A 22,425-nucleotide genomic window follows, 5' to 3' on the forward strand; every position below is an offset into this window, starting at 1 on the left:
GCTCCAGCTCGTCCTCGATCACCCCGTCCGCCGTCTTATTCTGCGCCGGAGACGTGCACAGCCCGCCGAACGGGGTGACCCCGCCACCGCCGCCACCACCGCCACCGTCGTGCTGATGCGGCCGCATACCGCTGGACCGCCCCGCCGCCGAGTGCTCCTCCTGCGCGGCGGCCTTGAGCTGGGCCCACTCCTCGTCGAAGGACATCTTGAACTTCCCCCCGTCCCTACACACGGCGCATGGCCGTCAACTATCCCCTGGGCATAGTTCGGGACGACGGAATACGGATCTTTACGAGGATGGAAACAACACCCCTACACCAGCTGTAGATCGTGGGCTTCGCCGCAGGTCAGCGCACCTGTGGCACGGAGTCCAAAAACTGCCGGACGGCCGGGGCCACCGCCTCGGCGAGGTCGGCGGCGGTGCGCAGATCCGGCGAAACGCCCACCGGAGCGAGCCGGCCGCGGGGCATGATCTCGACGGCGCGCGCCGCCAATTCGGTCGGGTGGCGCGCGTCGGTGCCGGGCACGACCAGGGTGGGCGTCTGCACCGCGGCCAGTTCGGCGATGTCGCGGAAGGCCCGGTCGTGGCCGATATGCGCGGCGGCGGCGACGCTGGCCGGGTCCGTACGCGGAAACGCGTCGCGCACCATCGAGCCGATCACCGGCGGCATCGTCTCCAGGATCGGCGCCCACGCCGCCTCGAGCCCGTCGGCCAGGACGCGGACGGCGAACGCGTCCAGGAACGCGGTCTCGGCCGCTTTGGCCTCGTCGTCCTCGATGTCCTCAAGGCTGATCAGGACGGTGGCCGTCACCCGGTCCGGGTGGGTGAGCGCGGTGCGCAGGGCGACCGTGGCACCGAGGCCGGTGCCGCCCAGGGCGGCGCCGGGCGCCTCCAGGTGGTCGAGCAGCGCGATGACGTCGTCGGTGTACCGCGCCCAGGTGTGCCGGTACGGATCGGAGCAGACGGAGCGGCCGTAGCCCCGTACGTCGGGGAGGACCACCGTCACACGGTCGGCCAGCAGCCGGGCCAGGGGCAGCAGGCTGCGATGGTCCGGGCCCCCGCCGTGCAGCAGCACTAGCGGCGGGCCGGCGTGGTCGGGCCGGCCGACCGTGGTGGCGTACAGCGGACAGCCGTCGCCGCCGTGGAAGATGAACTCGCCTACCGGAATCATGGGTTCGCCTCACTCCCCCTCATATGCGGATCCGAATGGCCGCTCCTGCCAGGCTAATTGGCATCTTCGCGGCAAACAAAGACGACTATGGTGAGGTGTTCATAGCCAAACGGCTATGACGTATGCACGGGGGAAGGGGCCGCCCGGGTGGACAACCGGATCTCGCTGCACAAGCTGGAGGTCTTCTGCACGGTCGTCGAGCTGGGCGGGATCGGCCGCGCCGCCGGCCGGCTGTATGTCTCCCAGCCGGTGGTCAGCGGCCATATACGGTCCCTGGAACAGCGCCTGGGAGTACGGCTCTTCGACCGTGCCGGGCAGCGCCTCGAGCTCACCGACGCCGGCCGTGCCGCGTACGGCTGGGCGCGCGACACGCTGCGCCGCGGCACCGAGCTGGAGCGCGAACTCGCCGGGCTGGCCGACGGGACCGCGGGAGCCGTGGCGGTGGCCACCAGCATGACGGTGGGCAGCTATCTGCTGCCGCCCGTCCTCGTCGACTTCGCTTCGGCCCACCCGGCAGCCCGTATCGCCGCGCATGTGCTCGACCCCAACCACATCTGGGAAGCCGTCACCTCGGGCCTGTGCGACCTGGCCGTGACCATCGCCCACCGGATCCCCACCGGTCAGGGCCTGTCCGGTGAGCTGGTGGGGCATCAGGACCTCGTCCTGGTCGGCGCGGCGGAGGCGGGAGGCATGGCGGACTCCTCGGTCCGGCTGGCCGACCTCGCGCGGATGCCCTTCGTCTCCACACCGCGCGGCTCCCGCCGCCGGGACATCGAGGACACCGAACTCGCGGAGCTCGGCGTCATCGACCGCAGCGTGGTCATCGAGCTGGGCCACCCCGAAGCGATCAAACATGCCGTACGGGCCGGGCTCGGCGCCGCGCTGCTGTTCCGCGCCTCGGTCGCGGCCGAGCTGGCCGCCGGCTCGCTGCGCGAGATACGGATCGCCGACGCCCGGCCGCGGCTGCCGGTGTTCGCCGTCCGGCGCGCGGACCGGCGGCCGTCCGCCCTGCACCGGACGCTGCTCGCCGCGATCCACCGCGGCCTGGGCGGCGGCCTGGACGGTGGAACTCCTAGCCCGCCTCGGCCCGGCGGCCGGTGAGGAACCGTTCGACCTGGACGTATGTGACTCCGTGGTCGGCGAGCACATGGGCGGCGACGCCCGGGCGGGCGGTCAGGGCCAGCAGCAGATGCTCATCGCCGATGTACTTGTCGCCGCGGCCCAGCGAGATCCGCAGGGACCGCTCCAGGACCGACTTGGCCTCCCGTGTGAAGGGGCGCCGCAGCTGGCGGCCGCGCCGACGGGTGGTCTCCGCGGGCTCGGCGAGGGCGCCCGGGCCATGGACCCGCTCAACCTGCGCGACGACCTCCTCGACATCGATGCCGAGCCCGGCCAGGGCCTTCGCGTCCGCGGCCGAGATGCCGCCGCGGCGGCGCACCGCGGCCAGGTCGCGCTCGATCGCCGCACGCCGGCCGGCCGCGCCGAGGGCGGTGAGGACGTCGGCGGCGGGGGTGCCCGTACGGTCCAGGAGCGCGAGCAGCAGCTCCGCCTCGCCGACGGTGCCGCTGCCCGTGCCGTCGGCGTACTTTACGGCGCCCTTGACGACCTGGCGCGCGCTGGTGGTGAACCTCTCGAACATCAACGCCTCCCGTGCTTCTTGTGGACCGCCTGCCGACTGACGCCCAGCTCGGCGGCGATCTCCTGCCACGACCAGCCCTTCGCGCGGGCGCTGCGCACCTGCACGGCCTCCAGTTGCTCCAACAGCCGGCGGAGCGCGGCGACGGCACGCAGCCCGACCCGGGGGTCCTGGTCGCCGGCCCGCTCGGCAAGGTTCGTTGCCTCGGTCATGGTGTCAATGTAGGTTGACATGACGGAGGGTGTCAACCTCGGTTGACGAAATTGGTTCGACGGGCGACCCGGCGTCCGGCAGCCTCTCGTCATGGAACTCCATTACTGGCCGCCCTACGGGTTGCGGCTCACCACCCCACGCCTGGAACTACGCCTCCCGGACCTGGAACTCCTCGACGAGATGGCCGCCCTCGCGGTGGCGGGCGTACACGACCCCGCCGAGATGCCGTTCTCCTTCGCATGGACCGACAACCCCCCGGAGCAGGTGGGGCGCAGCACCTTCCAGCATCTGCTGGGCACCATCGCGCAGTGGAGCCCGCAGAAGTGGAACATGAGCTTCGCGGTGCTGCACGAGGGCAAGGTGGTCGGCCGCCAGGACCTGTTCGCGACCGACTTCGCGGTGACCCGGCAGGCGGAGACGGGCTCCTGGCTGGGCCTGGCCCACCAAGGGCAGGGCATCGGCACGGAGATGCGGGCGGCGGTGGCACACCTGGCCTTCGAGGGGCTGGGCGCGCGCAGCGTGATCTCGGCCGCGATGCTGGAGAACCCGCGCTCGCTGGGCGTCTCGCGACGGATCGGCTACCGCCCGGACGGCAGCGAGGTGATCTCCGTACGCGGGCAGGCCCGCACCCTCCAGCGGCTGCGCCTGGAGCGCGCCGACTGGGAGGCGCGGCGGACCGTCCCGGTGGAGGTGGCGGGCCTCGAGCCGTGCCTGGAGCTGTTCGGGGTGGGTGCCCCGGACGGCGAGGGAGCCGGTGAGCCAGTGCCTGGCTGACGAGCAACGGGCTCCGCCGGATGGGGGAGCCGGGTGGTTCCGGCGGTGGATGCGGGCGCGCGGGGTGGGGTTCGAGGCTGGAGTTCCGGCGGACAGAGGAGGGAAGCCGGCGGGGCGTGCCCGGACGAGCGTCCAGAGGGCGGCGGCGCCGACCAGCGCCCACCACGCGCCCATACCGGTCAGCAGGTAGCCGCTGCGGGTCCGCCCGGCCGACTCGTCCGAAGTCACGCAACCGGAGAACCTTGCCGTTGCCACAGTGCTGCACCTTGCCGCCGTCGTGGCGGGCGCCGACATGATGCGGAAACTGGTGGCTCGCGCCGCCGGTGGTGAGGTCAGGGGCCGAACCACCCGGCCACATCGAGACGGAAGCCGCTGGGCGGCACCATGACGCGCAGATCGTCCTCCAGGTCGCGCAGCCGCTCAGGGCCGAGCGCCGCCGCCCACTGGGCGCGCAACTCATCGAAGACGGCCGCCGATTTGGCCAGCACGTCCAGGCCGCGTGGGGTCAGCCGGATGACTTTGCGCCGGGCGTCCGCCGGATCGTCGGCCCGGACGGCATAGCCCAGCACTTCCAGGCGGTCGGCCGTCTTGCCCGCGGCCTGTTTGGAGACGCCGAGCCGTCGGCCGAGCTCGCTGGCGGTGGCCCCGTCGCGGCCGATGGCCTGCATGGCGAAGCCGTGGGCGGGGCGGCCCTCCGGGTGGCCCTGGCGGGCCAGTTCGGCGTGCAACTGATCGATGATGGACCGGAATCCGGCGAACAGCAGCAGGGGCAGCTCGTAGCCCGGCCGGTCCTGGGCGGGCGGCGTGCCCTGGGCGTCATTGGTCATTGCGCAACTCGACAACCTGGTTTACTTTTTCGACAACCACGTTGTCTATCCTAGGTCAAGGGGATCCGTCATGCCCACGCACCCGTCCACCCCGTTCGTCGATCACACCCCGGAGTCCGCCCCGGCCGCCTCGCGCGGCCTCATGGAGGCCGTGGCCCGCCGCATGGGCTACCTCCCGGCGCCCGTCGGGCGGCTGGCCGCCGCGCCCCAGCTGCTGGACGGCTTCCTCAAGCTCAGCGGGCTGTTCGAGACGACGACCCTGGACCCGCTGGCGCGCGAGGTGGTCATCCTCACCGTCGCGACCCGCAACGCCTGCCACGTCTGCGTCGCCATGCACACCGGCAAGCTCGCCGCGCTCGGCGCGGACGCCGAACTCACCTCGGCCCTGCGCGAGCGGCGGCCCCTGGCCGACGAACGGCTCGAAGCCGTACGGGTCTTCACCATCGAGGTCCTGGAGCGCGCGGGGGCGGTCGGCCCCGACGCCCTCGACGCCTTCCTGGCGCACGGCTACACCCCGCGCAACGCCCTCGAAGTGGTGCTCGGCATCGGCGCCTACACCATGTCGACCCTGGCCAACCGGCTGACCGACGCCCCGCTGGACGAACAGCTCGCGCCCTACGCCTGGCACGAGCACGCGGCCTGAGCCGCCGGTCCGGATCCGACGGTCTCGGTCCGACGATCAGGGTTCCTACGATGAGCGGTCAGGGCGCCTCGGAGCGGGACGGGGTGACCAGGCCGCACTCATAGGCCGCGATGACCAGTTGGGCCCGGTCACGGGCGTCCAGCTTGCCCATGATGCGGCTGACATGGGTCTTGGCGGTCAGCGGCGACAGCCCGAGCGCTTCGGCGATCTCCGCGTTGTTCAGGCCGCGGGCGACGAGGGTGAGGACCTGACGCTCGCGGTCGGACAGGGCGCCCAGACCCGCGGCGGCCAGGGCCGCGGGCGGCGGGGCGGCCGGGATGCGCAGCATGCGGGCGATGAGGCGGGCGGTCGGGCCGGGGGACAGCAGGGACTCACCGGCCGCCACGGTCCGTATCCCGTCCAGCAGATCGGCGGGCCGGGTGTCCTTCACCAGGAACCCGGAGGCGCCCGCGCGCAGTGCCTCGACGATGTGGTCATCGGTGTCGTACGTGGTCAGGACGAGGATCCGGACCCCGGCGAGATCGTCGTCGGCGGCGATGCGGCGGGTCGCCTCGATGCCGTCGAGATCAGGCATGCGGATGTCCATGACGACCAGGTCGGCGCGCGCGGTGCGGGCCAGTTCGACCGCCTCCCGGCCCGTGCCCGCCTGTCCGACGACCTCCATGCCCGGAGCCGACTCGATCAGCATGGCGAAGGCCGCGCGTACCAGCGTCTGGTCGTCGGCGAGCAGCACCCTGATGGGGGCGCTGGGGGTCGGCTTCGTCGCGCTCATACGGTTCCCTCTGTCGGTGGTATGGAGATCGGCGAGGGGCCGTGCCCGGGCGGCGCTACGCGCTCCCGGGCGGACCTGCCGTACGGGAGGACGGCCGTCACGGCGAAGCCGGGGCCGTCCTGGCGCGGCCCGGCGGCCAGGGTTCCCGCCACGCTGCGGGCGCGTTCGCGCATACCGACGAGGCCGTAGCCCTGCGGCCGGTCGGGGTCCTCCGCCGCGGGCGACGGCGGCCCCTCCCCCGACGAGCCCGACGAGCTCGACGGACCCGACGGACCCGACGGACCCGGCGGACCCGGCGGACCGTCGTCCACGGCCGCGACGCGCAGGCCGCCAACCGCCTCCCGCGCCACAGTGAGCCGCACCAGGGTGCCGGGCGCATGGCGGACCGCGTTGGTCAGGGCCTCCTGCACGATGCGGTACGTGGCCGCGCCCACGGCCGGCGACAGGTCCGACTCGTCCACGTCGACGGTCAGCCGCACCCGTACGCCCGCCGCCTCCGCGGCCGCCGCCAGGTCGGCAAGACCGGCGAGCCCGGGCGGCGGCCCCGTACCCACACCGTCGGCCCCGTCCGCCGCGCCGGCCTCGCCGCCCTCCCCCGCCCTCAGCACCTGCAAGGTGGCCCGCAGTTCGGCGCGCGCGTCGCGGCAGGTGTCGGAGATGGAGTCGAGCGCCTTGACCAGCGTCCCGCGGTCGAGCCGGTCGGGGTCGGCGATCAGGACATGGGCGGCGACCGAGGTCTGGACGCCGATCAGCGTGATGCTGTGCGCCAGCAGGTCGTGCAGATCGCGGGCGATCCGCAGCCGCTCCTCCGCGACGCGCCGGGCCGCCTCCTCCTCGCGGGTCCGCTCGGCGCGCTCGGCCCGTTCGACGATCGCCGCGATGTACGCGCGGTGGATCCGCACCGCCTCGCCGACCAACACGACCGACAGCACCCAGCCGGAGCTGCGCAGCATGTCCACCGCGCCATGGGGTCTGCCGCCCCACGACATGACCGTGACCATGAGCCCGATAACAAAGGTGACGGTGAGCAGGGAGCGCAGCGGCGGGCCGAGGACGGCGAGGGTGTAGAGGGCGGTGAGCCCGGCCGGTACGACGGCGACGTGCTCGTAGTTCAGAGCGTGATACGGCCCGACCATGAGGACGACGGCCACGGTGACGAGCATCGGGCTGTGCCGGCGCCCGATCAGTGCCAGGGCGCTGCCGATGAGCAGCGCCCACCCGAGCGCGTCCAGGCGGCGGTCGCCGTCCACGTGCGCGAACAGCGCCAGCGCGCACTGCACAGCCAGCACGGCCGCCGCGACCGCGGCGTCGACCCGCCGCCGGGACACGGCCTCGGCGGGGGTCCCGGCCGCGGCGCGGCGGCGGTGGAGGGCGCGCGGCAAACGCGCCGCCGGCAGTCGGCGTCTCGGACCGGGCGGCGTGGCGGGGTCCGTCCGCCGCTCGGGCTCGGTGCGGGTCTGTGGAGGCACGGGTCCATCCTGACGGGTCGTCCCGAGCGAGTCCCGGCCCGAGCCGGGCAAACCGGCTCGGGCCAGGGGGATCTCGCCGCTCATCCCCTCATCTCCGGGCTGCGGGCACCGCCCGCCTTGGGGCAACGGCCCCGGGGGCGGCCGGGCGGCGGGAGAGCGCTCCGGGCCACCACACCCAGCGCCCCAGCAGCAGGCTCGCCGAGGTCACCAGATACGTCCGGACCAGGAAGGTGTCCAGCAGCACCCCGACCGCGACGACGAACCCCATCTCGGCCAGCATCACCAGCGGCAGCGACCCCAGCACCGCGAAGGTCGCGGCCAGCACCAGGCCCGCCGAGGCGATCACGCCGCCCGTGGTGCGCAGGGCGGTGACCGCGGCCTCCGCGACATCCGCGCCGCGCAGGGACTCCTCCCGCATGCGGTGCATCAGGAAGATGCCGTAATCGACGCCGAGGGCGACCAGGAAGACGAAGGAGAGCAGCGGCAGTCCGGGGTCGATGCCCGCGAAGCCGAAGACCGGCTCGAAGAAGAGGCCCCCGAGGCCCATCGCCGCGCCCCAGACGGCGACCACGGCGACGACCAGGACGAGCGGCGCGACCAGGCTGCGCAGCAGGGCGGCGAGGATCAGCAGGACGGCGAGGAGGACGAGCGGGACGACGACCGCCCGGTCGCGGGAGTTGGTGTCCTCCAGGTCGAGTTCCTGGGCGCTGGCCCCGCCGACGTGGGCGTCGGCGCCCTGGATGCGGTGGAGTCCGTCGCGCAGGGCGTGGATGGTGTCCCGCTCCCCCGCGGACTGCGGGGGCGCCTTGGCGTAGACGTCGATCTCGGTCCATCCGCCGCCGCTTCGGCCCCGCTCGGCCCGCTCGACGCCCTCCGTACCGCCCGCGCGGTCGAGCACGTCACCGGCGCGCTCGCTGCGCGTGAGGACGCTGATCGGCTGGCTGCTGCTCCCGGGGTAGGCGTCGGCGAGGGTCCGCATGGCGACGACGGACTCGGGCCGCTCGGTGAAGGTGTCGGCCTGCTTGAGGTCGCCGGGCAGGTTGAGGATGCCGAGCGCGAGGGCGCCCAGCAGCGCGCCTCCGGCGACCAGCACGGTGCCGGGCCGGCGCCCCGCCGAACTCCCCATGGCGGCGAACAGGCCACGCCGGGCGCGGGGTTCGCTGCCGTACGCGGGGATCAGCGGCCAGAACACCCGGCGCCCGAGCAGCACCAGCACCGCGGGCAGCAGCGTCAGCATGGCGGCGAGCGCGCACACCACGCCGACCGCGCCGACGGGCCCGAGGCCGCTGCTGCTGTTGAGGTCGGCGGCGAGCAGACACAGCAGCCCGGCCGCGACGGTGCCGCAGGAGGCGAGGACGGCGGGGCCGCAGCCGCGTACGGCGGCGCGCATCGCGTCGTACGGGAGCCGGTGGCGGCGCAGCTCCTCGCGGTAGCGGGAGACCAGCAGCAGGGCGTAGTCGGTGCCCGCGCCGAAGACGAGGACGGTCATGATCGAGGAGCTCATGCTGGTGACGACGAGGTCGAAGCCCTGGACCAGTCCGTAGACGACGGCCATCGAGGCCATCGCGGCGGCGCCGACGACCACCAGCGGCACCAGCCACAGCAGCGGGCTGCGGTAGGTGAGGATCAGCAGCACGGCGACGACGCCGACGGTGGCGAACATCAAGGTGCCGTCCGTGGACGCGAAGACTTCCTGCGAGTCGGCGCGCAGCGCACCCTGGCCGCCCACCTGGACGCTCAGCCCCTTGGGATGGTCGGCCAGTTCGGCGCGTACATCTTTGACGGCGTCGGCGCGCTCCGTCTCGTCCGTCAGCCCGGTGAGCGCCACCGGGTACATCACGGTGGTGCGGTCCCGGGACGGGATGGCTTGCGGTGCCCTGCCCTGGACGGTCGCGTGGCGGTCCACGACCCGGGCGACCTGCGCGGCGGCCGCCTCGCGGTCGGCGGCGGTCAGCCCGCCGTCCCGCCGGTAGACGAGGACGAGGTCGGTGGTGTCGCCGCCGGGCAGCGCCGCCTGGAGCTTGGCGACCTGGGTGGAGTCGGCGCTCGCGGGGAGATAGTCGACCGCCGTATCGCGCTTGACGTCGCCCAGCTTGCCCGCGAAGGGCACGGCGGCCAGGAGCACCAGGACCCATACGGCGATGACCGTCCACGGCAGTGCGCGGCGGCGACCGGTGGCACGGCCTGGCTCTTCCGGTCCCTCCGGTTTTCGTGGCGCGGTCGTATGCGTCGGCTGTGTGGTCTGCATGCCCTCCAGGCTCCCGGCGCCGGGCGGGCGAATCATCGCGCCGACGAGGGAGATGGCGGCTACTGCGCCGGGTGCGCGGCGGGCCGGATTACTCCCGGGGGAGTAACGCCCCGGCTCACAGCGGACCGGCGCGGATCACCACGGACCGGCGCGGATCACAGCGGACCGCCCCTGCTCAGAACGGACCGCCCCGGCTCACAGCGGACCGGCGCAGATCACAGCGGACCGCCCCTGCTCAGAACGGCGCGCGGATCGCGGCCATCAGCCGGGCCGTGTCGTCGGGGCAGATCATCAGCGCCCGGCCCACGGTCTCCAGCACGGCGCGCTCCGCCGGCCGGTACGGCCCGTCGGCCACCGCGATCCGGGCGCCCTGCAGCAGGATCGACTCCCGCCCCGTCGGTGCCAGGTGGGGCGCCAGCGGCTCCAGGGCCTCGTGGAGCTCGATGGCCAGGGCGGTGCCGCACGGGTCGAGGCCGTCCCGCCCGACGTCCCGCCCGCCCTGTCCGGCGGTGCCCGCGGCCGCGGCGGTCGCGGCGTCGTACGCGGCGGCGCCGGGCAGCCGCCCGGTGTCGGCGGCCAGCGCCTCGATGAGCTCCAGCAGCTGCTCCTCGCCGCAGTCGGTGAACCCCGCGGCCCGCACCGCGCCGACCGCGGCCTGCCGCACCGCGGGCGAGTCGGTGCCGCCCGCGGCGAGCACCGCGAGGGCCACGGTGTGCACGGCGTCGCGCAGCATCGCGGAGAAGCGGGTGGTGGTGGGGTGGTCCAGCGCCTCGGTGCCGAAGCGGCCGCCGCAGGCAGCGCATTCGACGACCGGCGCGACCGGCCCGCGCGGCAGCACTGGGAGGCCGAGGACGACGATACGGCGGCGGCCGGTGCGGCGGCGATAGTTCCGGTCGCCTCCGCAGTCGGGGCAGAAGAACTCGCCGTCGCCCACGGTCCGCCACAGAGTGCGAACGCCTATCACACACAGATCCCGGCCGCGTCGGGCTTGCGCGTGCGCCACGTCACACCTCCATAACGCTTCGGCCACGTTGCCGCGCTGACGTGATGCTAGCCACATCTATGATGCGGCGTCAGTACCCCGAACGGAGACAACAGGCCAAAGACGCGGCCCCGCCCGCCGTGACATCCGGGTACACGGCGGGCGGGGCCCATGCGGGTGAAGGCGTTTCGTGGTGCCTTACACGGTTGACGCGGCCCCGGCGGCGGGGGCCGGCGGGTCAGCGGCCGGCGCGGTTTACCGCCGAGACGACGGCCTTCAGGGAGGCCCGCACGATGTTGGCGTCGACGCCGACGCCCCACAGCACCTTGCCGTCGATCGCGCACTCGATATACGCGGCGGCCTGTGCGCCCGCGCCCTCGCTGAGGGTGTGCTCGGAGTAGTCCAGCAGCCGAACGTCCACGTCAATGGCGGCCAGGGCGTCGAAGAAGGCGGCCAGCGGGCCGTTGCCGGAGCCGGTCAGCACGGTCTCGGCGCCGTCCACGACCGCCTCGACGGTGAGCGCGTCCGTGCCCTCGCTCGTCGACGAGGCCTGCGCGGTGCGCAGCGAGATCCGGCCCCACTGGTTGTCGTCGGTGGGCAGGTACTCGTCCTGGAAGACCGACCAGATCTGGGCCGGGGTGACCTCGCCGCCCTCGGCGTCGGTCTTGGCCTGAATAATCTTCGAGAACTCGATCTGCATCCGGCGCGGCAGGTCCAGCTTGTGGTCGTTCTTCAGGACATAGGCGATGCCGCCCTTGCCGGACTGCGAGTTGACGCGGATGACCGCCTCGTACGAACGGCCGACGTCCTTGGGGTCGATCGGCAGGTACGGGACCGCCCACTCGATCTCGTCAACCGTCTTGCCCTGCTCGGCCGCGCTCGTCTCCATCGCCTCGAACCCCTTCTTGATGGCGTCCTGGTGGGAGCCGGAGAAGGCGGTGTAGACCAGATCGCCCGCGTACGGGTGGCGCGGGTGGATCTCCATCTGGTTGCAGTACTCGGCAGTGCGGCGGATCTCGTCGATCTGCGAGAAGTCGATCTGCGGGTCGATGCCCTGGGAGAAGAGGTTCATGCCCAGCGTCACCAGGTCGACGTTGCCGGTGCGCTCGCCCTGCCCGAACAGACAGCCCTCGATACGGTCCGCGCCCGCCATGATCGCCAGCTCGGCGGCGGCGACGGCGGTGCCGCGGTCGTTGTGCGGATGGACGGACAGACAGACGTGCTCGCGCCGGGACAGATGGCGCGACATCCACTCGAAGCGGTCCGCGTGCGTGGAGGGGGCGGAGCGCTCGACGGTGGCGGGCAGGTTGAGGATGATCTCGCGGCCGTCCTCGGGCTGCCAGACGTCCATGACGCCCTCACAGACCTCCAGCGCGAAGTCCAGCTCGGTGTCGGTGAAGATCTCGGGGCTGTACTGGTAGCCGAAGACCGTCTCGTCGCCCAGGATCTTGTCGGCGTACTCCACCACCAGCCGGGTGCCGTCCACCGCGATCTGCTTGACCTGCTCACGCGAGCCCCGGAAGACCACCCGGCGGAAGACGGGCGCGGTGGCGTTGTACAGGTGGACGGTCGCCTTGTGGGCCCCGCGCAGGGACTCCACGGTGCGCTCGATCAGCTCCTCGCGGGCCTGGGTGAGGACGGAGATCGTCACATCCTCGGGGATCGCGCCCTCTTCGATGATCGACCGTACGAAGTCGAAGTCGGTCTGCCCGGACGAGGGGAAACCGACCTCGATCTCCTTGTAGCCCATGCGCACCAGCAGGTCGAACATCTCGCGCTTACGGGCCGGGGACATCGGGTCGATCAGGGCCTGGTTGCCGTCGCGCAGATCGGTGGACAGCCAGCGGGGGGCGGCGGTGACGCGCTTGTTCGGCCAGGTGCGGTCGGGGATGTCCACGGCCTCGTACTGGCCGTACTTGTGGATCGGCATCCCGGACGGGCGCTGGGTCACGGTCGCGGCGGTGATCGGCGTACGACGGCCGACGGGGCTCTGGGCGCTCGCGGAATGATCAGACGTGCTCATGATGCGTGGGGCTCCTCGTATGTCCGCTGGGCGGCCGACGGGGCGAATACACCGCAACACCGAACTCCGCGGGGAGGGGGTCGGCCTACGACTACAGGCCCTCGCCGCGGCAGCTAAGAAGAAGCAGCCCAAAACGCATGATGCGTAGAAGCCTAACCGAGACCCCGGGGACCGGCCGACCCGTATCACTATGCGGGATGACGTATTCGTCACTCTCACTTGGCACGATTGGTCATCAACCACTCGTTTTCAGGAATCGTGACGCCAAGGCGTGACAAGCGATGCACAGACTGCCACATTGCCTCGCATGGACGCCAACGCGAACAACCACGCTGTTTCCCGCACCCCTGTTTTCTGCACCATCGTGCCGCCGCACGTCCTCGACAAACTGGCCCGCGCCGAGGACCCCGCGCTGGCCGATCCCGCCCGCCGCACCCTGGAGCGCGACGCCCTGGAGCGCACCCGCCGCCGTATCACCACCGTCCGCGGCGCCGCCGCCCCCACCGGAGCCCCCTCCGACAAGCCCAAGCGCACCATCTTCGACGCCGAGCGCCAGGAGAACCTGCCGGGGAAGAAGATGCGCTCCGAGGGCGGTCAGGCCACCGGCGACGACACCGTGACCCGCGCGTACGACGGCCTCGGCGCGACCTTCAAGATGTTCCTCAAGGCGTACGGCAGGCGCTCCATCGACGACTCCGGGCTGCCGCTGAAGGCCACCGTCCACTACGGCGAAGACTACGGAAACGCCTTCTGGAACGGCGAGCAGATGGTCTTCGGCGACGGCGACGGCGAGATCTTCAAGGACTTCACCATCCCGGTCGACGTGACGGCCCACGAGCTCGCCCACGGCGTCACCCAGTACACGGCCAACCTGGAGTACTTCGGCCAGTCCGGCGCGCTCAACGAGTCCCTGTCGGATGTCTTCGGCTCGCTCACCAAGCAGTTCCAGCTCGGCCAGACCGCCGACGAGGCCGACTGGCTGATCGGCGCCGGGCTGCTGGCGGACCGGGTCACCGGCGTCGCGCTGCGCTCCATGAAGGCCCCCGGCACGGCGTACGACGACGACGTCCTCGGCAAGGACCCGCAGCCGGCGACGATGGAGCACTATGTGCGCACCTCGCGCGACAACGGCGGTGTCCACATCAACTCCGGCATCCCCAACCACGCCTTCTACCTCGTCGCCAAGGCCCTCGGCGGCCACGCCTGGGAGCGGGCCGGGAAGATCTGGTACGCCACCCTGACCGGCGGGGAGCTGGCCACCGACGCGGACTTCGCCGACTTCGCGCAGGCGACGGTGTCGGCCGCGCAGTCGCAGTACGGGGAGGGCGAGGAGCAGCGGGCGGTGCTGGACGCCTGGGCCAAGGTGGGCATCTCCGACCTGCGGGCGCGGGCGGGGGCGCGCTAGCCCCTACGGTGCGCGTCGGGGGCCGTACGGACGGATCTTCGGCGGATCTCCGCGTCTGCGGCGGGCAGCGGCCCGTACCGGGTACTGATGGATCCATGCGCATTTCCGTCACCCGCACCGGCGGGTTCGCCGGTATCGAGCGCCGGGCCGAGCTGGACACCTCCGGCCGGCCCGACGCCAAGCATCTGCAGGCCCTGGCCCACCAGGCCGTCGAGACCGGGCACATCACGCCCACGCGCGGCGTCCCGGACGGCTTCCACTACGAGATCACGGTGGACGGACGCACCGTCCACGCCGCCGACCCAAATCTGAGCGACGCGCAGCGGGAGCTGGTGCGTACGGTGCTCAAGGAAGGCGCGTAGGGCGGCTGCGCCGGCCTCCGACCGGCCGTGACCAGTGCCGCTAGAACCCCAGCTTCCGCAACTGCTTCGGATCCCGCTGCCAATCCTTCGCGACCTTGACGTGCAGATCCAGGAAGACCGGCGTGCCCAGCAGCGCCTCAATGTGTTTGCGGGACTTCGTCCCGACCTCCTTCAGGCGCTTGCCCTTGGGGCCGATGATGATGCCCTTCTGGCTGGGGCGCTCGATGTAAAGGTTGGCGTGGATGTCGAGGAGCGGCCGGTCGGCGGGGCGGTCCTCGCGGGGCAGCATTTCCTCGACCACCACGGCGATGGAGTGCGGCAGCTCGTCCCGGACGCCCTCCAGGGCCGCCTCGCGGATCAGCTCGGCGACCATGACCTGCTCGGGCTCGTCGGTGAGGTCGCCCTCCGGGTAGAGCGCCGGGCTCTCCGGGAGCAGCGGCGCGAGCAGGTCCGCGAGCAGGCCCACCTGGTTGCCTTCGGTGGCGGAGACGGGGACGATCTCGGCCCACTCGAAGCCCAGCTCCTTGCCGAGCCGGTCGACGGCGATCAGCTGCTCGGCGAGCTGCTGGGAGTCGACCAGGTCGGTCTTGGTGACAATGGCGATCTTGGGGGTCTTCTTGATCCCGGCCAGCTCGCCCGCGATGAAGCGGTCGCCGGGGCCGAGCTTCTGGTCGGCGGGCAGACAGAAGCCGATGACGTCGACCTCGGCCCAGGTGGTCCGTACGACGTCGTTCAGGCGCTCGCCGAGCAGGGTGCGCGGCTTGTGCAGCCCCGGGGTGTCGACCAGCACCAGCTGGGCGTCGGGGCGGTGCACGATGCCGCGGACCGTGTGGCGGGTGGTCTGCGGGCGGTTGGAGGTGATCGCGACCTTCGTCCCCACCAGTGCGTTGGTCAGGGTCGACTTGCCCGCGTTGGGACGGCCGACGAAGCAGGCGAAGCCCGCGCGGTGCGGGGTCGCCCGCGGCTCGGGCTGGGAGGGGGACGTAGCGGCACTCATGGCGCCCATTGTCCCCGATGCCCCGGCCCTCGCCGACCGCACGATTCTAAAGGTCAGTGCGGTCAGCCGAGGAGGGCGCTGGTGCCCTCGGGGGCGAAGGCGGTCAGGGCCTCGGCGATCCGGGTCAGAGTCTCGGGCGTGAGCTCGGCGCGGGCGGCGGCAAGGTTCTCCGCGATATGGGCCGGGGTGCGGCTGCCGGGGATCGGGACGACGTGCTCGTACTGGTGGAGCAGCCAGGCCAGCGCCAGCTGCCCCGGGGTCAGGCCGAGCTCGGCGGCGATGGCACGCAGCGGCGCGTAGCGGTCGTTGTTCGCCTGGAGGTTGCCGTCGTGGTAGCGCGGGATGAAGCGGCGGAAGTCGTCGTCGGCGATGTCCTGGACCGTGCCGGTCAGAAAGCCGCTGCCGAGCGGGGACCAGGCCACGATGCCCACGCCCAGCTCGCGGGCGGCGGCGAGCAGTTCGGCGTCCACGGGGGTCCACATCGACCACTGGGCCTGTACGGCGGCGACCGGGTGGACGGCGTGGGCGCGGACGAGCTGCTCGGCGGTGACGTTGGACAGCCCCAGGTGGCGGACCAGACCGTCGGAGATCAGCTCGGCGACGGCGCCGACGGTGTCCTCGATCGGGACGGTGGGGTCCGGGAAGTGCGGGTAGTAGAGGTCGATCCAGTCGGTGCCGAGGGTGCGCAGGGAGGTCTCGGCGTAGCGGCGGATATGGCGGGGCTCGGCGTTCACGGCCAGTTCGCCGTAGGTGTAGTTGACGGGGAAGGCGTGCCCCTCGACGCCTTCGGGGCGGCGGAAGCCGAACTTGGTGGCGATGGTGACCTCGTCGCGGCGGCCCCGGACGGCCTGGCCGACGATGCGCTCGTTGTGGCCGTCCTCGCCGTAGCCGTCGGAGGTGTCGATATGGGTGGCGCCCTCGTCGAGGGCGGAGCGCAGGGCGGTCAGGGCGCGGTCGTCGTCGATCTGTCCGTACACGCCGGGGGACAGCACCATGGCGCCATAGCCGATCGCGGAGGTCTTCAGGTCGCCGAGGGTGCGGGTGGGAAGGGCGGTCATGGGGCTGGGGCTCCTCGGTGCGCGGCGGTGGTGGCCGGGGGCGTTCCCCCGGCCTGTCCTCAAGCTTTCCGCCCGGCCCCGGCGCGCGTCCAAGACCTGCCGTCATAGCCGTCGGCTATGACGGTCTGGCCAGTGACTACGGGCCGCTCAGGTCTGGAGCGTGGTGCGCAGCCCGCCGTCGGGGCCCGCCAGCAGCACCGGGGTGCCCGCCCCGCCCAGGTCCCGTACGGCCGCACGGTCCTCCTCCGGAAGGTCCTCGGCCTCGGTCACGACGGCCGCGGCCTCCAGGGACTTGGCGCCGCTGGCGACGGCCATGGCGACGGCGGTCCGCAGCGCGCTCAGCGGGAGCGAGGGGAGGGCGACGGTGCCGGCGACATACGTACGGCCCGTCTCGTCGCGTACGGCGGCGCCCTCGGGCACGCCGTTGCGGGCTCGTGCGGAGCGGGCGAGGGTGATGATCTTGCGGTCTTCGGGGTCCAGGGGTGCGGCTTCGCTCATGCGGATGAGCATAGGCGGGGCGGGCACTGGCCTGGACTTGCGGTGTTGCGGTGAGTTCGAGACGGCGACACGCCGTGGCCACGGCGTGTCGCCGTCTCGAACTCACCGCAAAGTCACTGGTCCTCGGGCTCGGTCTCCGCCGTCGCGCGGACCGGCTCGACCAGGACCGTGACGATGCGGTTCCGGCGGCCGGCCGGGGACTCGGCGGTCAGCCGGAGGGACTTGAGGTCGGAGTCCGGGCCGCCGTCCTCGACCTCGACCTCCGCCGTGGCGCCCGCGATCGGCACCCGCCCCAGCGACTTGGCCAGCAGCCCGCCGACCGTCTCGACGTCCTCGTCGTCCAGGTCCGTCCCGTACAGCTCGCCGAGGTCGTCCAGGCCGAGCCGGGCGGTGACCCGGTGGGAGCCGTCACCCAGGTCCTGGATCGGCGGCAGCTCGCGGTCGTACTCGTCGGTGATCTCGCCGACGATCTCCTCGAGGATGTCCTCGATGGTGACGATCCCGGCCGTGCCGCCGTATTCGTCGACGACGACCGCGACGTGGTTGCGCTCCTGCTGCATCTCGCGCAGCAGATCGCCCGCGTTCTTGGTGTCGGGCACGAAGGTGGCGGGCCGCATGGCGGTGGAGACCAGCTCGGATTCGGCCTCGCGGTTGATATGCGTCTTACGGGCCAGGTCCTTGAGGTAGACGATGCCGACGATGTCGTCCTCGTTCTCCCCGGTGACCGGGATCCGGGAGAAGCCGGAGCGCAGCGCGAGGGTCAGGGCCTGCCGGATGGTCTTGAAGCGCTCGATGGCGACGAGGTCGGTGCGCGGCACCATCACCTCACGCACCAGTGTGTCGCCGAGCTCGAAGACGGAGTGGACCATGCGCCGCTCCTCGTCCTCGATCAGCGACTCCTTCTCGGCGAGGTCCACCAGGGCGCGCAGCTCGGCCTCGGAGGCGAAGGGGCCTTTGCGGAAGCCCTTGCCGGGGGTCAGCGCGTTACCGATGAGGATCAGCAGCGGCGGGATGGGGCCCATGACGCGGGCCAGGGGCAGCAGGACGTACGCGGCGGCGGTCGCGGTGTTCAGCGGGTGCTGGGCACCGATGGTGCGCGGCGAGACGCCGACGGCCACATACGAGACGAGGACCATCACGCCGATCGCGATGGTCAGCGCCTTCCATGTCTCGTCGAACTCGCGCAGACACGCGTACGTGACGACCGCGCCGGCCGCCATCTCGCAGGCGACCCGCACCAGCAGCGCGACGTTCAGATAGCGGGTGGGGTCCTCGGCGACCTGCATCAGTTTGGCGCTGCCGCGCCGCCCTGCCCGCACGGCCTCCTCGGCGCGGAAGCGGGTGGTGCGGGCCAGGCCGGCCTCGGCGCAGGCCGCGAGCCAGGCGACCACCACCAGCAGGACGGCTGCTGTGATCAGCGGGCCGTTCATCCGGTCGTGGGGGCCGGGGAGGGGCCGGTCATGCCGCGCTCGGCGCGCCAGCCGTCGACGATGGCGGCCTGCAGACCGAACATCTCGGCCCGCTCGTCCGGCTCCTCGTGGTCGTAGCCGAGGAGGTGGAGGACGCCGTGGACGGTCAGGAGCTGAAGCTCCTCGTCCATGGAGTGTCCGGTCGGCGCCTCCTCCCCCTGCTTCTTGGCCACCTCGGGGCAGAGCACGATATCCCCGAGGAGGCCCTGCGGGGGCTCCTCGTCGTCCTTCGCGGGCGGGCGCAGCTCGTCCATCGGGAAGGACATGACGTCGGTGGGCCCCGGCAGGTCCATCCACTGGATATGAAGCTGCTCCATGGCGTCGGCGTCGACGACGATCACCGAGAGCTCGGAGAGCGGGTGGATACGCATCCGGGCCAACGCGTAGCGGGCGACGTCCAGCACCGCCCGCTCGTCGATCTCCGTGCCGGATTCGTTGTTGACGTCGATCGCCATGAGAGTGTTGTTTTACTTTCCGTTCCGGCTGTCGTACAGCTCGTACGCGTCGACAATACGGCCGACCAGCTTGTGGCGGACCACGTCGGTGCTGGTGAGCATGGAGAAGTGGACGTCGTCGACGCCCTCCAGGATTTCCCGCACCTGGCGCAGACCGCTCTTGGTCCCGCCCGGGAGGTCGACCTGGGTGATATCACCCGTGATCACTATCTTGGAGTCGAAACCGAGCCGGGTGAGGAACATCTTCATCTGCTCGGGGTTCGTGTTCTGGGCCTCGTCGAGAATGATGAACGCATCGTTGAGCGTGCGACCGCGCATATACGCCAGCGGCGCGACCTCGATCGTGCCCGCGGCCATCAGACGCGGGATGGAGTCGGGGTCGAGCATGTCGTGCAGCGCGTCGTACAGCGGACGCAGATACGGGTCGATCTTCTCGTAGAGCGTGCCGGGCAGGAAGCCGAGCCGCTCGCCCGCCTCGACCGCCGGCCGGGTCAGGATGATCCGGGTGACCTGCTTGGACTGCAGGGCCTGGACCGCCTTGGCCATGGCCAGATAGGTCTTGCCGGTACCGGCCGGGCCGATACCGAAGACGACGGTGTGCTTGTCGATGGCGTCGACGTAGCGCTTCTGGTTGAGGGTCTTGGGGCGGATGGTGCGCCCACGGTTGGAGAGGATGTTCTGTGTGAGCACCTCGGCGGGGGTCTCCACCCCGGTCTCGCCGTTCTCCGCGGCGCGCAGCATGGAGATCGAGCGCTCCACCGCGTCCTCTGTCATCGGTTGACCGGTGCGGAGCACCAGCATCATCTCGTCGAACAGGCGCTGGATGAGGGCGACTTCCGCGGGGTCCCCGGTCGCGCTGACCTCATTGCCCCGCACATGGATGTCGGTCGCCGGGAAGGCCTTCTCGATGACGCGCAGCAGCGAATCGCCCGATCCCAGCACCATGACCATCGGGTGCTTGGTCGGGACCGTGAACTGCGCATGCGCCTGGCGTGCTGTGGTTGGTTGCGTCATGGGCCGGCTCTGAGGCCTGCTCCTACCTCCTGTTACGGGGTTCTCGTTGCTCGACAACCTTGAGTACAAGGGTACGACGGAGCACTGACAAGACCCGAGTGCTTTTACTCCACTCCGGATCCACACCCGTCCCCCCTGCCATTCCCCTGCCACTCCCCTGCTTCACTCCCGCTTCACGCCTGCCGGAAGCCGATCGTGGGCACGGCCCGGCGCAGCGGCCAGGGGCGGGCGGCCGCCGGGAGGATCCGGTCCAGGAAGGCGTAGCGGCGCAGCGCGGAGGGGTCCTGGTCGTCGTACGACTTGGCGTGCTGCCACCAGGCGGCGATCTCCACCCAGCCCGGCGCCGACAGCGAGCCGCCGAACTCCTGCACCGACAGCGCGGCGCTCAGACCCGCGAAGGCCAGCCGGTCGGCGAGCGGCCACTGGGCGAGGGTGCCGGTGACAAAGCCCGCGACGAACACATCGCCCGCGCCGGTCGGGTCCAGGGCCTCCACGGCGATCGCGGGCACCTCGGCGGTCTCGCCGGTGCGCCCGTCCACCGCGTACGCCCCCTCGGCGCCGAGAGTGACCACCGCGAGCGGCACCTTGTCGGCGAGCGCGCGGGCCGCGGCGCGCGGGCATTCGGTGCGGGTGTAGCGCATCGCCTCGGCCGCGTTGGGCAGGAACGCCTCGCAGTGCTCGAGATCGGCGAGGTCGGCCGGGTCCCAGCGGCCGGTGTCGTCCCAGCCGACGTCCGCGAAGACCATGCTGCCGTGGCCGACGGCCTGGGTGACCCACTCCTCGCGGCTCCCCGGGACCAGGGAGGCGATGGCGGCGCGGGCCGGGGGCGGGCAGCTGGGGGCGGGCTCCTCGGGCGGCGGCGCCTCGTGGCCGTGGGAGACCATCGTGCGCTCGCCCTCGTAGGCCATGGACACGGTCACCGGGGAGTGCCAGCCGCGCACCGTACGGGACAGCGACAGGTCGATGCCCTCGCCGCGGTCCAGGGCGTCGCGGCAGTAGTCCCCGTACATGTCGTCGCCGAAGGCGGCGGCGAGGGAGGTGCGCAGGCCCAGGCGGGCCAGGGCGGTGGCCATATTGGCCACCCCGCCGGGGCTTGAGCCCATACCGCGGGCCCAGGACTCGGTGCCGCGCACGGGGGCGGAGTCCAGGCCGGTGAAGATGATGTCCAAGAAGACCGTGCCGGTGAGATAGACGTCACAGGCCGGGTCACCGGGTCTGCGGACGGCCGCGAGCGGGTCGAGCAGGGGGTACTCCGCCGGGTACACCGCCGCGAGCGGCTGGCCGTGGTCTGTGGTCACCGTGCGCTCCCAGATCGGACCGGCCTCGTTGCCGGTCCCGTTCAATCGATCTCGTTCAGTGGATCTCGTTCAGCGAATGTTCTTCAGTGGTTCTTCAGTGGGGCTGTTTTTACGGCTGCGGCCAGTGTGCACGACGGCACTGACAGCGGCGGGGGCCTGAGCGGTCAGCGCCGAGGTCAGCGCCGAGGTCAGCGCCGCTTGGGCAGCGCCACGCTCATCAGGTCCTGCGCCACCGTGAGCTCCCCCTCGAAGCCTGCCGCCCGCGCCTGGCGCTCGAAGTCGGTGGGGTCGCCGTAACGCTGTGAGAAGTGGGTCAGCACCAGATGCCGCACCCCCGCCTCCGCGGCCAGCCGCGCCGCCTGCCCGGCGGTGAGATGCCCGTACTCGACCGCCAGCGGCTCGTCCTCGTCCAGGAAAGTGGACTCGATCACCAGCAGGTCACAGCCCTGGGCGAGGTCATGGGCGCCCTCGCACAGCCGGGTGTCCATGACGAAGGCGAAGCGCTGTCCGCGCCGTGCCTCGCTGACCTCCTCCAGCGTGACCGTGTGCCCCTCCCGCTCCAGCGCCCCCTCCCGCTGCAGCCGGCCGATCTCCGGCCCGCGGATGCCGTGCGCCGCGAGCCGCTCGGGCAGCATGCGGCGGCCGTCGGGCTCGGTCAGCCGGTAGCCGTAGGACTCGACCGGGTGGGAGAGCCTGCGCGCCTCCAGTGTGTACCCGGCGGTCCGCGCCAGGACCCCGCCCTCGCCCGCCACCGGCGCCTCGGCCAGTTGCACGGTTTCGCGGTACGCGGTCGCGTACCGCAGCCGCTCGAAGAAGCGCTGTCCGCTCGCCGGGTAGTGCGCGGTCACCGGGTGCGGCACCCGGTCCAGGTTGATCCGCTGGACGACCCCGGCCAGGCCCAGCGAGTGGTCACCGTGGAAGTGGGTGACACAGATCCGGTTGATGTCATGGGCCGCGACCCCCGCCCGCACCATCTGGCGCTGGGTGCCCTCGCCGGGGTCGAAGAGGATGCCCTCGCCGTCCCAGCGCAGCAGATAGCCGTTGTGGTTGCGGTGCCGGGTCGGCACCTGGCTCGCGGTGCCCAGGACGACCAGTTCGCGTACGGACAAC

General features: G+C 71.9%; 22 protein-coding genes and 1 pseudogene. 5 read left to right on the forward strand and 18 right to left on the reverse strand.

Translation table 11 applies throughout. From position 1 onward, the window contains the following. Together CCN51_RS26660 and CCN51_RS26665 are read right to left on the reverse strand one after the other, a co-directional pair. Positions 1-205: pseudogene (locus tag CCN51_RS26660) on the reverse strand (hypothetical protein); the annotation flags it as partial. 142 nt (positions 206-347) lie between these two features. Beyond that, on the reverse strand, positions 348-1,172 hold the full coding sequence (locus CCN51_RS26665) for an alpha/beta fold hydrolase (RefSeq protein ID WP_014179756.1): 825 nt from the start codon (positions 1,170-1,172) through the stop codon (positions 348-350). Positions 1,173-1,319: 147 nt separating this feature from the next. Here CCN51_RS26665 and CCN51_RS26670 point away from each other — a divergent pair, with 147 nt between their 5' ends. Then, positions 1,320-2,273: a LysR family transcriptional regulator gene (locus CCN51_RS26670; RefSeq protein ID WP_014179755.1), complete on the forward strand. Its 954-nt coding sequence runs from the start codon at positions 1,320-1,322 to the stop codon at positions 2,271-2,273. Here the strand turns inward: CCN51_RS26670 and CCN51_RS26675 are convergent. Next, positions 2,245-2,811, reverse strand: coding sequence for a Clp protease N-terminal domain-containing protein (locus tag CCN51_RS26675; RefSeq protein ID WP_014179754.1), 567 nt, complete (start codon positions 2,809-2,811; stop codon positions 2,245-2,247). The two genes, CCN51_RS26670 and CCN51_RS26675, sit on opposite strands and share 29 nt — an antisense overlap. Then, complete coding sequence (locus tag CCN51_RS26680) at positions 2,811-3,020, reverse strand: helix-turn-helix domain-containing protein (RefSeq protein ID WP_043491624.1); 210 nt, start codon at positions 3,018-3,020, stop codon at positions 2,811-2,813. Before CCN51_RS26680 ends, CCN51_RS26675 begins: the two co-directional genes overlap by 1 nt. Positions 3,021-3,111: 91 nt before the next feature. On the opposite strand from CCN51_RS26680, the gene CCN51_RS26685 reads away from it, so the two are divergent. Then, positions 3,112-3,795, forward strand: a complete 684-nt coding sequence (locus CCN51_RS26685; RefSeq protein WP_014179752.1) for a GNAT family N-acetyltransferase — start codon at positions 3,112-3,114, stop codon at positions 3,793-3,795. Between the two features lie 332 nt (positions 3,796-4,127). Here the strand turns inward: CCN51_RS26685 and CCN51_RS26690 are convergent, their stop codons facing one another. Next, a complete protein-coding gene (locus CCN51_RS26690) occupies positions 4,128-4,622 on the reverse strand; it encodes a MarR family winged helix-turn-helix transcriptional regulator (protein ID WP_014179751.1) in 495 nt (164 codons plus the stop codon). A gap of 70 nt (positions 4,623-4,692) precedes the next feature. On the opposite strand from CCN51_RS26690, the gene CCN51_RS26695 reads away from it, so the two are divergent. Next, positions 4,693-5,265, forward strand: a complete 573-nt coding sequence (locus CCN51_RS26695; RefSeq protein WP_014179750.1) for a carboxymuconolactone decarboxylase family protein — start codon at positions 4,693-4,695, stop codon at positions 5,263-5,265. A gap of 58 nt (positions 5,266-5,323) precedes the next feature. On the opposite strand, the gene CCN51_RS26700 is transcribed toward CCN51_RS26695, so the two are convergent. The 5 genes from CCN51_RS26700 to leuA all read right to left on the reverse strand — a co-directional run bounded on the left by CCN51_RS26700 (position 5,324) and on the right by leuA (position 12,759). After that, positions 5,324-6,037, reverse strand: a complete 714-nt coding sequence (locus tag CCN51_RS26700; RefSeq protein WP_014179749.1) for a response regulator transcription factor — start codon at positions 6,035-6,037, stop codon at positions 5,324-5,326. Continuing rightward, positions 6,034-7,419, reverse strand: a complete 1,386-nt coding sequence (locus CCN51_RS26705) for a sensor histidine kinase (protein ID WP_014179748.1) — start codon at positions 7,417-7,419, stop codon at positions 6,034-6,036. The genes CCN51_RS26700 and CCN51_RS26705 overlap by 4 nt, the downstream gene beginning before the upstream one ends. A 175-nt stretch (positions 7,420-7,594) precedes the next feature. Continuing rightward, positions 7,595-9,754 carry an MMPL family transporter gene (locus CCN51_RS26710; protein WP_078610646.1) on the reverse strand — a complete coding sequence of 720 codons (2,160 nt, stop codon included), beginning with the start codon at positions 9,752-9,754 and terminating at the stop codon, positions 7,595-7,597. A 235-nt stretch (positions 9,755-9,989) separates the two neighbouring features. Further along, on the reverse strand, positions 9,990-10,757 hold the full coding sequence (locus CCN51_RS26715) for a TerB family tellurite resistance protein (protein WP_043487622.1): 768 nt from the start codon (positions 10,755-10,757) through the stop codon (positions 9,990-9,992). A 217-nt stretch (positions 10,758-10,974) separates the two neighbouring features. Beyond that, on the reverse strand, positions 10,975-12,759 hold the full coding sequence (gene leuA / locus CCN51_RS26720; RefSeq protein ID WP_014179745.1) for a 2-isopropylmalate synthase: 1,785 nt from the start codon (positions 12,757-12,759) through the stop codon (positions 10,975-10,977). Between the two features lie 307 nt (positions 12,760-13,066). Here leuA and CCN51_RS26725 point away from each other — a divergent pair, with 307 nt between their 5' ends. Then, entirely contained in the window at positions 13,067-14,164 is a 1,098-nt protein-coding gene (locus CCN51_RS26725) for a M4 family metallopeptidase (protein ID WP_014179744.1), read from the forward strand. Positions 14,165-14,259: 95 nt separating this feature from the next. Then, a complete protein-coding gene (locus CCN51_RS26730; protein WP_014179743.1) occupies positions 14,260-14,526 on the forward strand; it encodes a protealysin inhibitor emfourin in 267 nt (88 codons plus the stop codon). A gap of 40 nt (positions 14,527-14,566) precedes the next feature. Here CCN51_RS26730 and era read toward each other — a convergent pair whose 3' ends face one another. From era to CCN51_RS26770, 8 genes are all read right to left on the reverse strand, one after another. After that, positions 14,567-15,532 carry a GTPase Era gene (gene era, locus CCN51_RS26735; protein WP_078610645.1) on the reverse strand — a complete coding sequence of 322 codons (966 nt, stop codon included), beginning with the start codon at positions 15,530-15,532 and terminating at the stop codon, positions 14,567-14,569. 53 nt (positions 15,533-15,585) lie between these two features. Continuing rightward, positions 15,586-16,581, reverse strand: a complete 996-nt coding sequence (locus tag CCN51_RS26740; protein WP_014179741.1) for an aldo/keto reductase — start codon at positions 16,579-16,581, stop codon at positions 15,586-15,588. A gap of 147 nt (positions 16,582-16,728) precedes the next feature. Next, a complete protein-coding gene (locus CCN51_RS26745) occupies positions 16,729-17,091 on the reverse strand; it encodes a cytidine/deoxycytidylate deaminase family protein (protein ID WP_014179740.1) in 363 nt (120 codons plus the stop codon). A 101-nt stretch (positions 17,092-17,192) separates the two neighbouring features. After that, positions 17,193-18,509 (reverse strand): hemolysin family protein, encoded by a 1,317-nt coding sequence (locus tag CCN51_RS26750; RefSeq protein ID WP_014179739.1) that lies wholly within the window; start codon positions 18,507-18,509, stop codon positions 17,193-17,195. Continuing rightward, positions 18,506-19,003 carry an rRNA maturation RNase YbeY gene (gene ybeY, locus CCN51_RS26755; protein ID WP_014179738.1) on the reverse strand — a complete coding sequence of 166 codons (498 nt, stop codon included), beginning with the start codon at positions 19,001-19,003 and terminating at the stop codon, positions 18,506-18,508. Before ybeY ends, CCN51_RS26750 begins: the two co-directional genes overlap by 4 nt. A gap of 12 nt (positions 19,004-19,015) precedes the next feature. Next, positions 19,016-20,017 (reverse strand): PhoH family protein, encoded by a 1,002-nt coding sequence (locus CCN51_RS26760; protein ID WP_014179737.1) that lies wholly within the window; start codon positions 20,015-20,017, stop codon positions 19,016-19,018. Positions 20,018-20,190: 173 nt separating this feature from the next. After that, positions 20,191-21,315, reverse strand: a complete 1,125-nt coding sequence (locus CCN51_RS26765) for a carbohydrate kinase family protein (protein WP_238545472.1) — start codon at positions 21,313-21,315, stop codon at positions 20,191-20,193. A 188-nt stretch (positions 21,316-21,503) separates the two neighbouring features. Further along, positions 21,504-22,424, reverse strand: coding sequence for a ribonuclease Z (locus CCN51_RS26770; RefSeq protein WP_014179735.1), 921 nt, complete (start codon positions 22,422-22,424; stop codon positions 21,504-21,506). Position 22,425 lies beyond the last annotated feature (1 nt).

The sequence above is a fragment of the Streptomyces milbemycinicus genome (genome assembly GCF_002154605.1).
In the GTDB taxonomy this organism is placed as follows: domain Bacteria; phylum Actinomycetota; class Actinomycetes; order Streptomycetales; family Streptomycetaceae; genus Streptomyces; species Streptomyces milbemycinicus.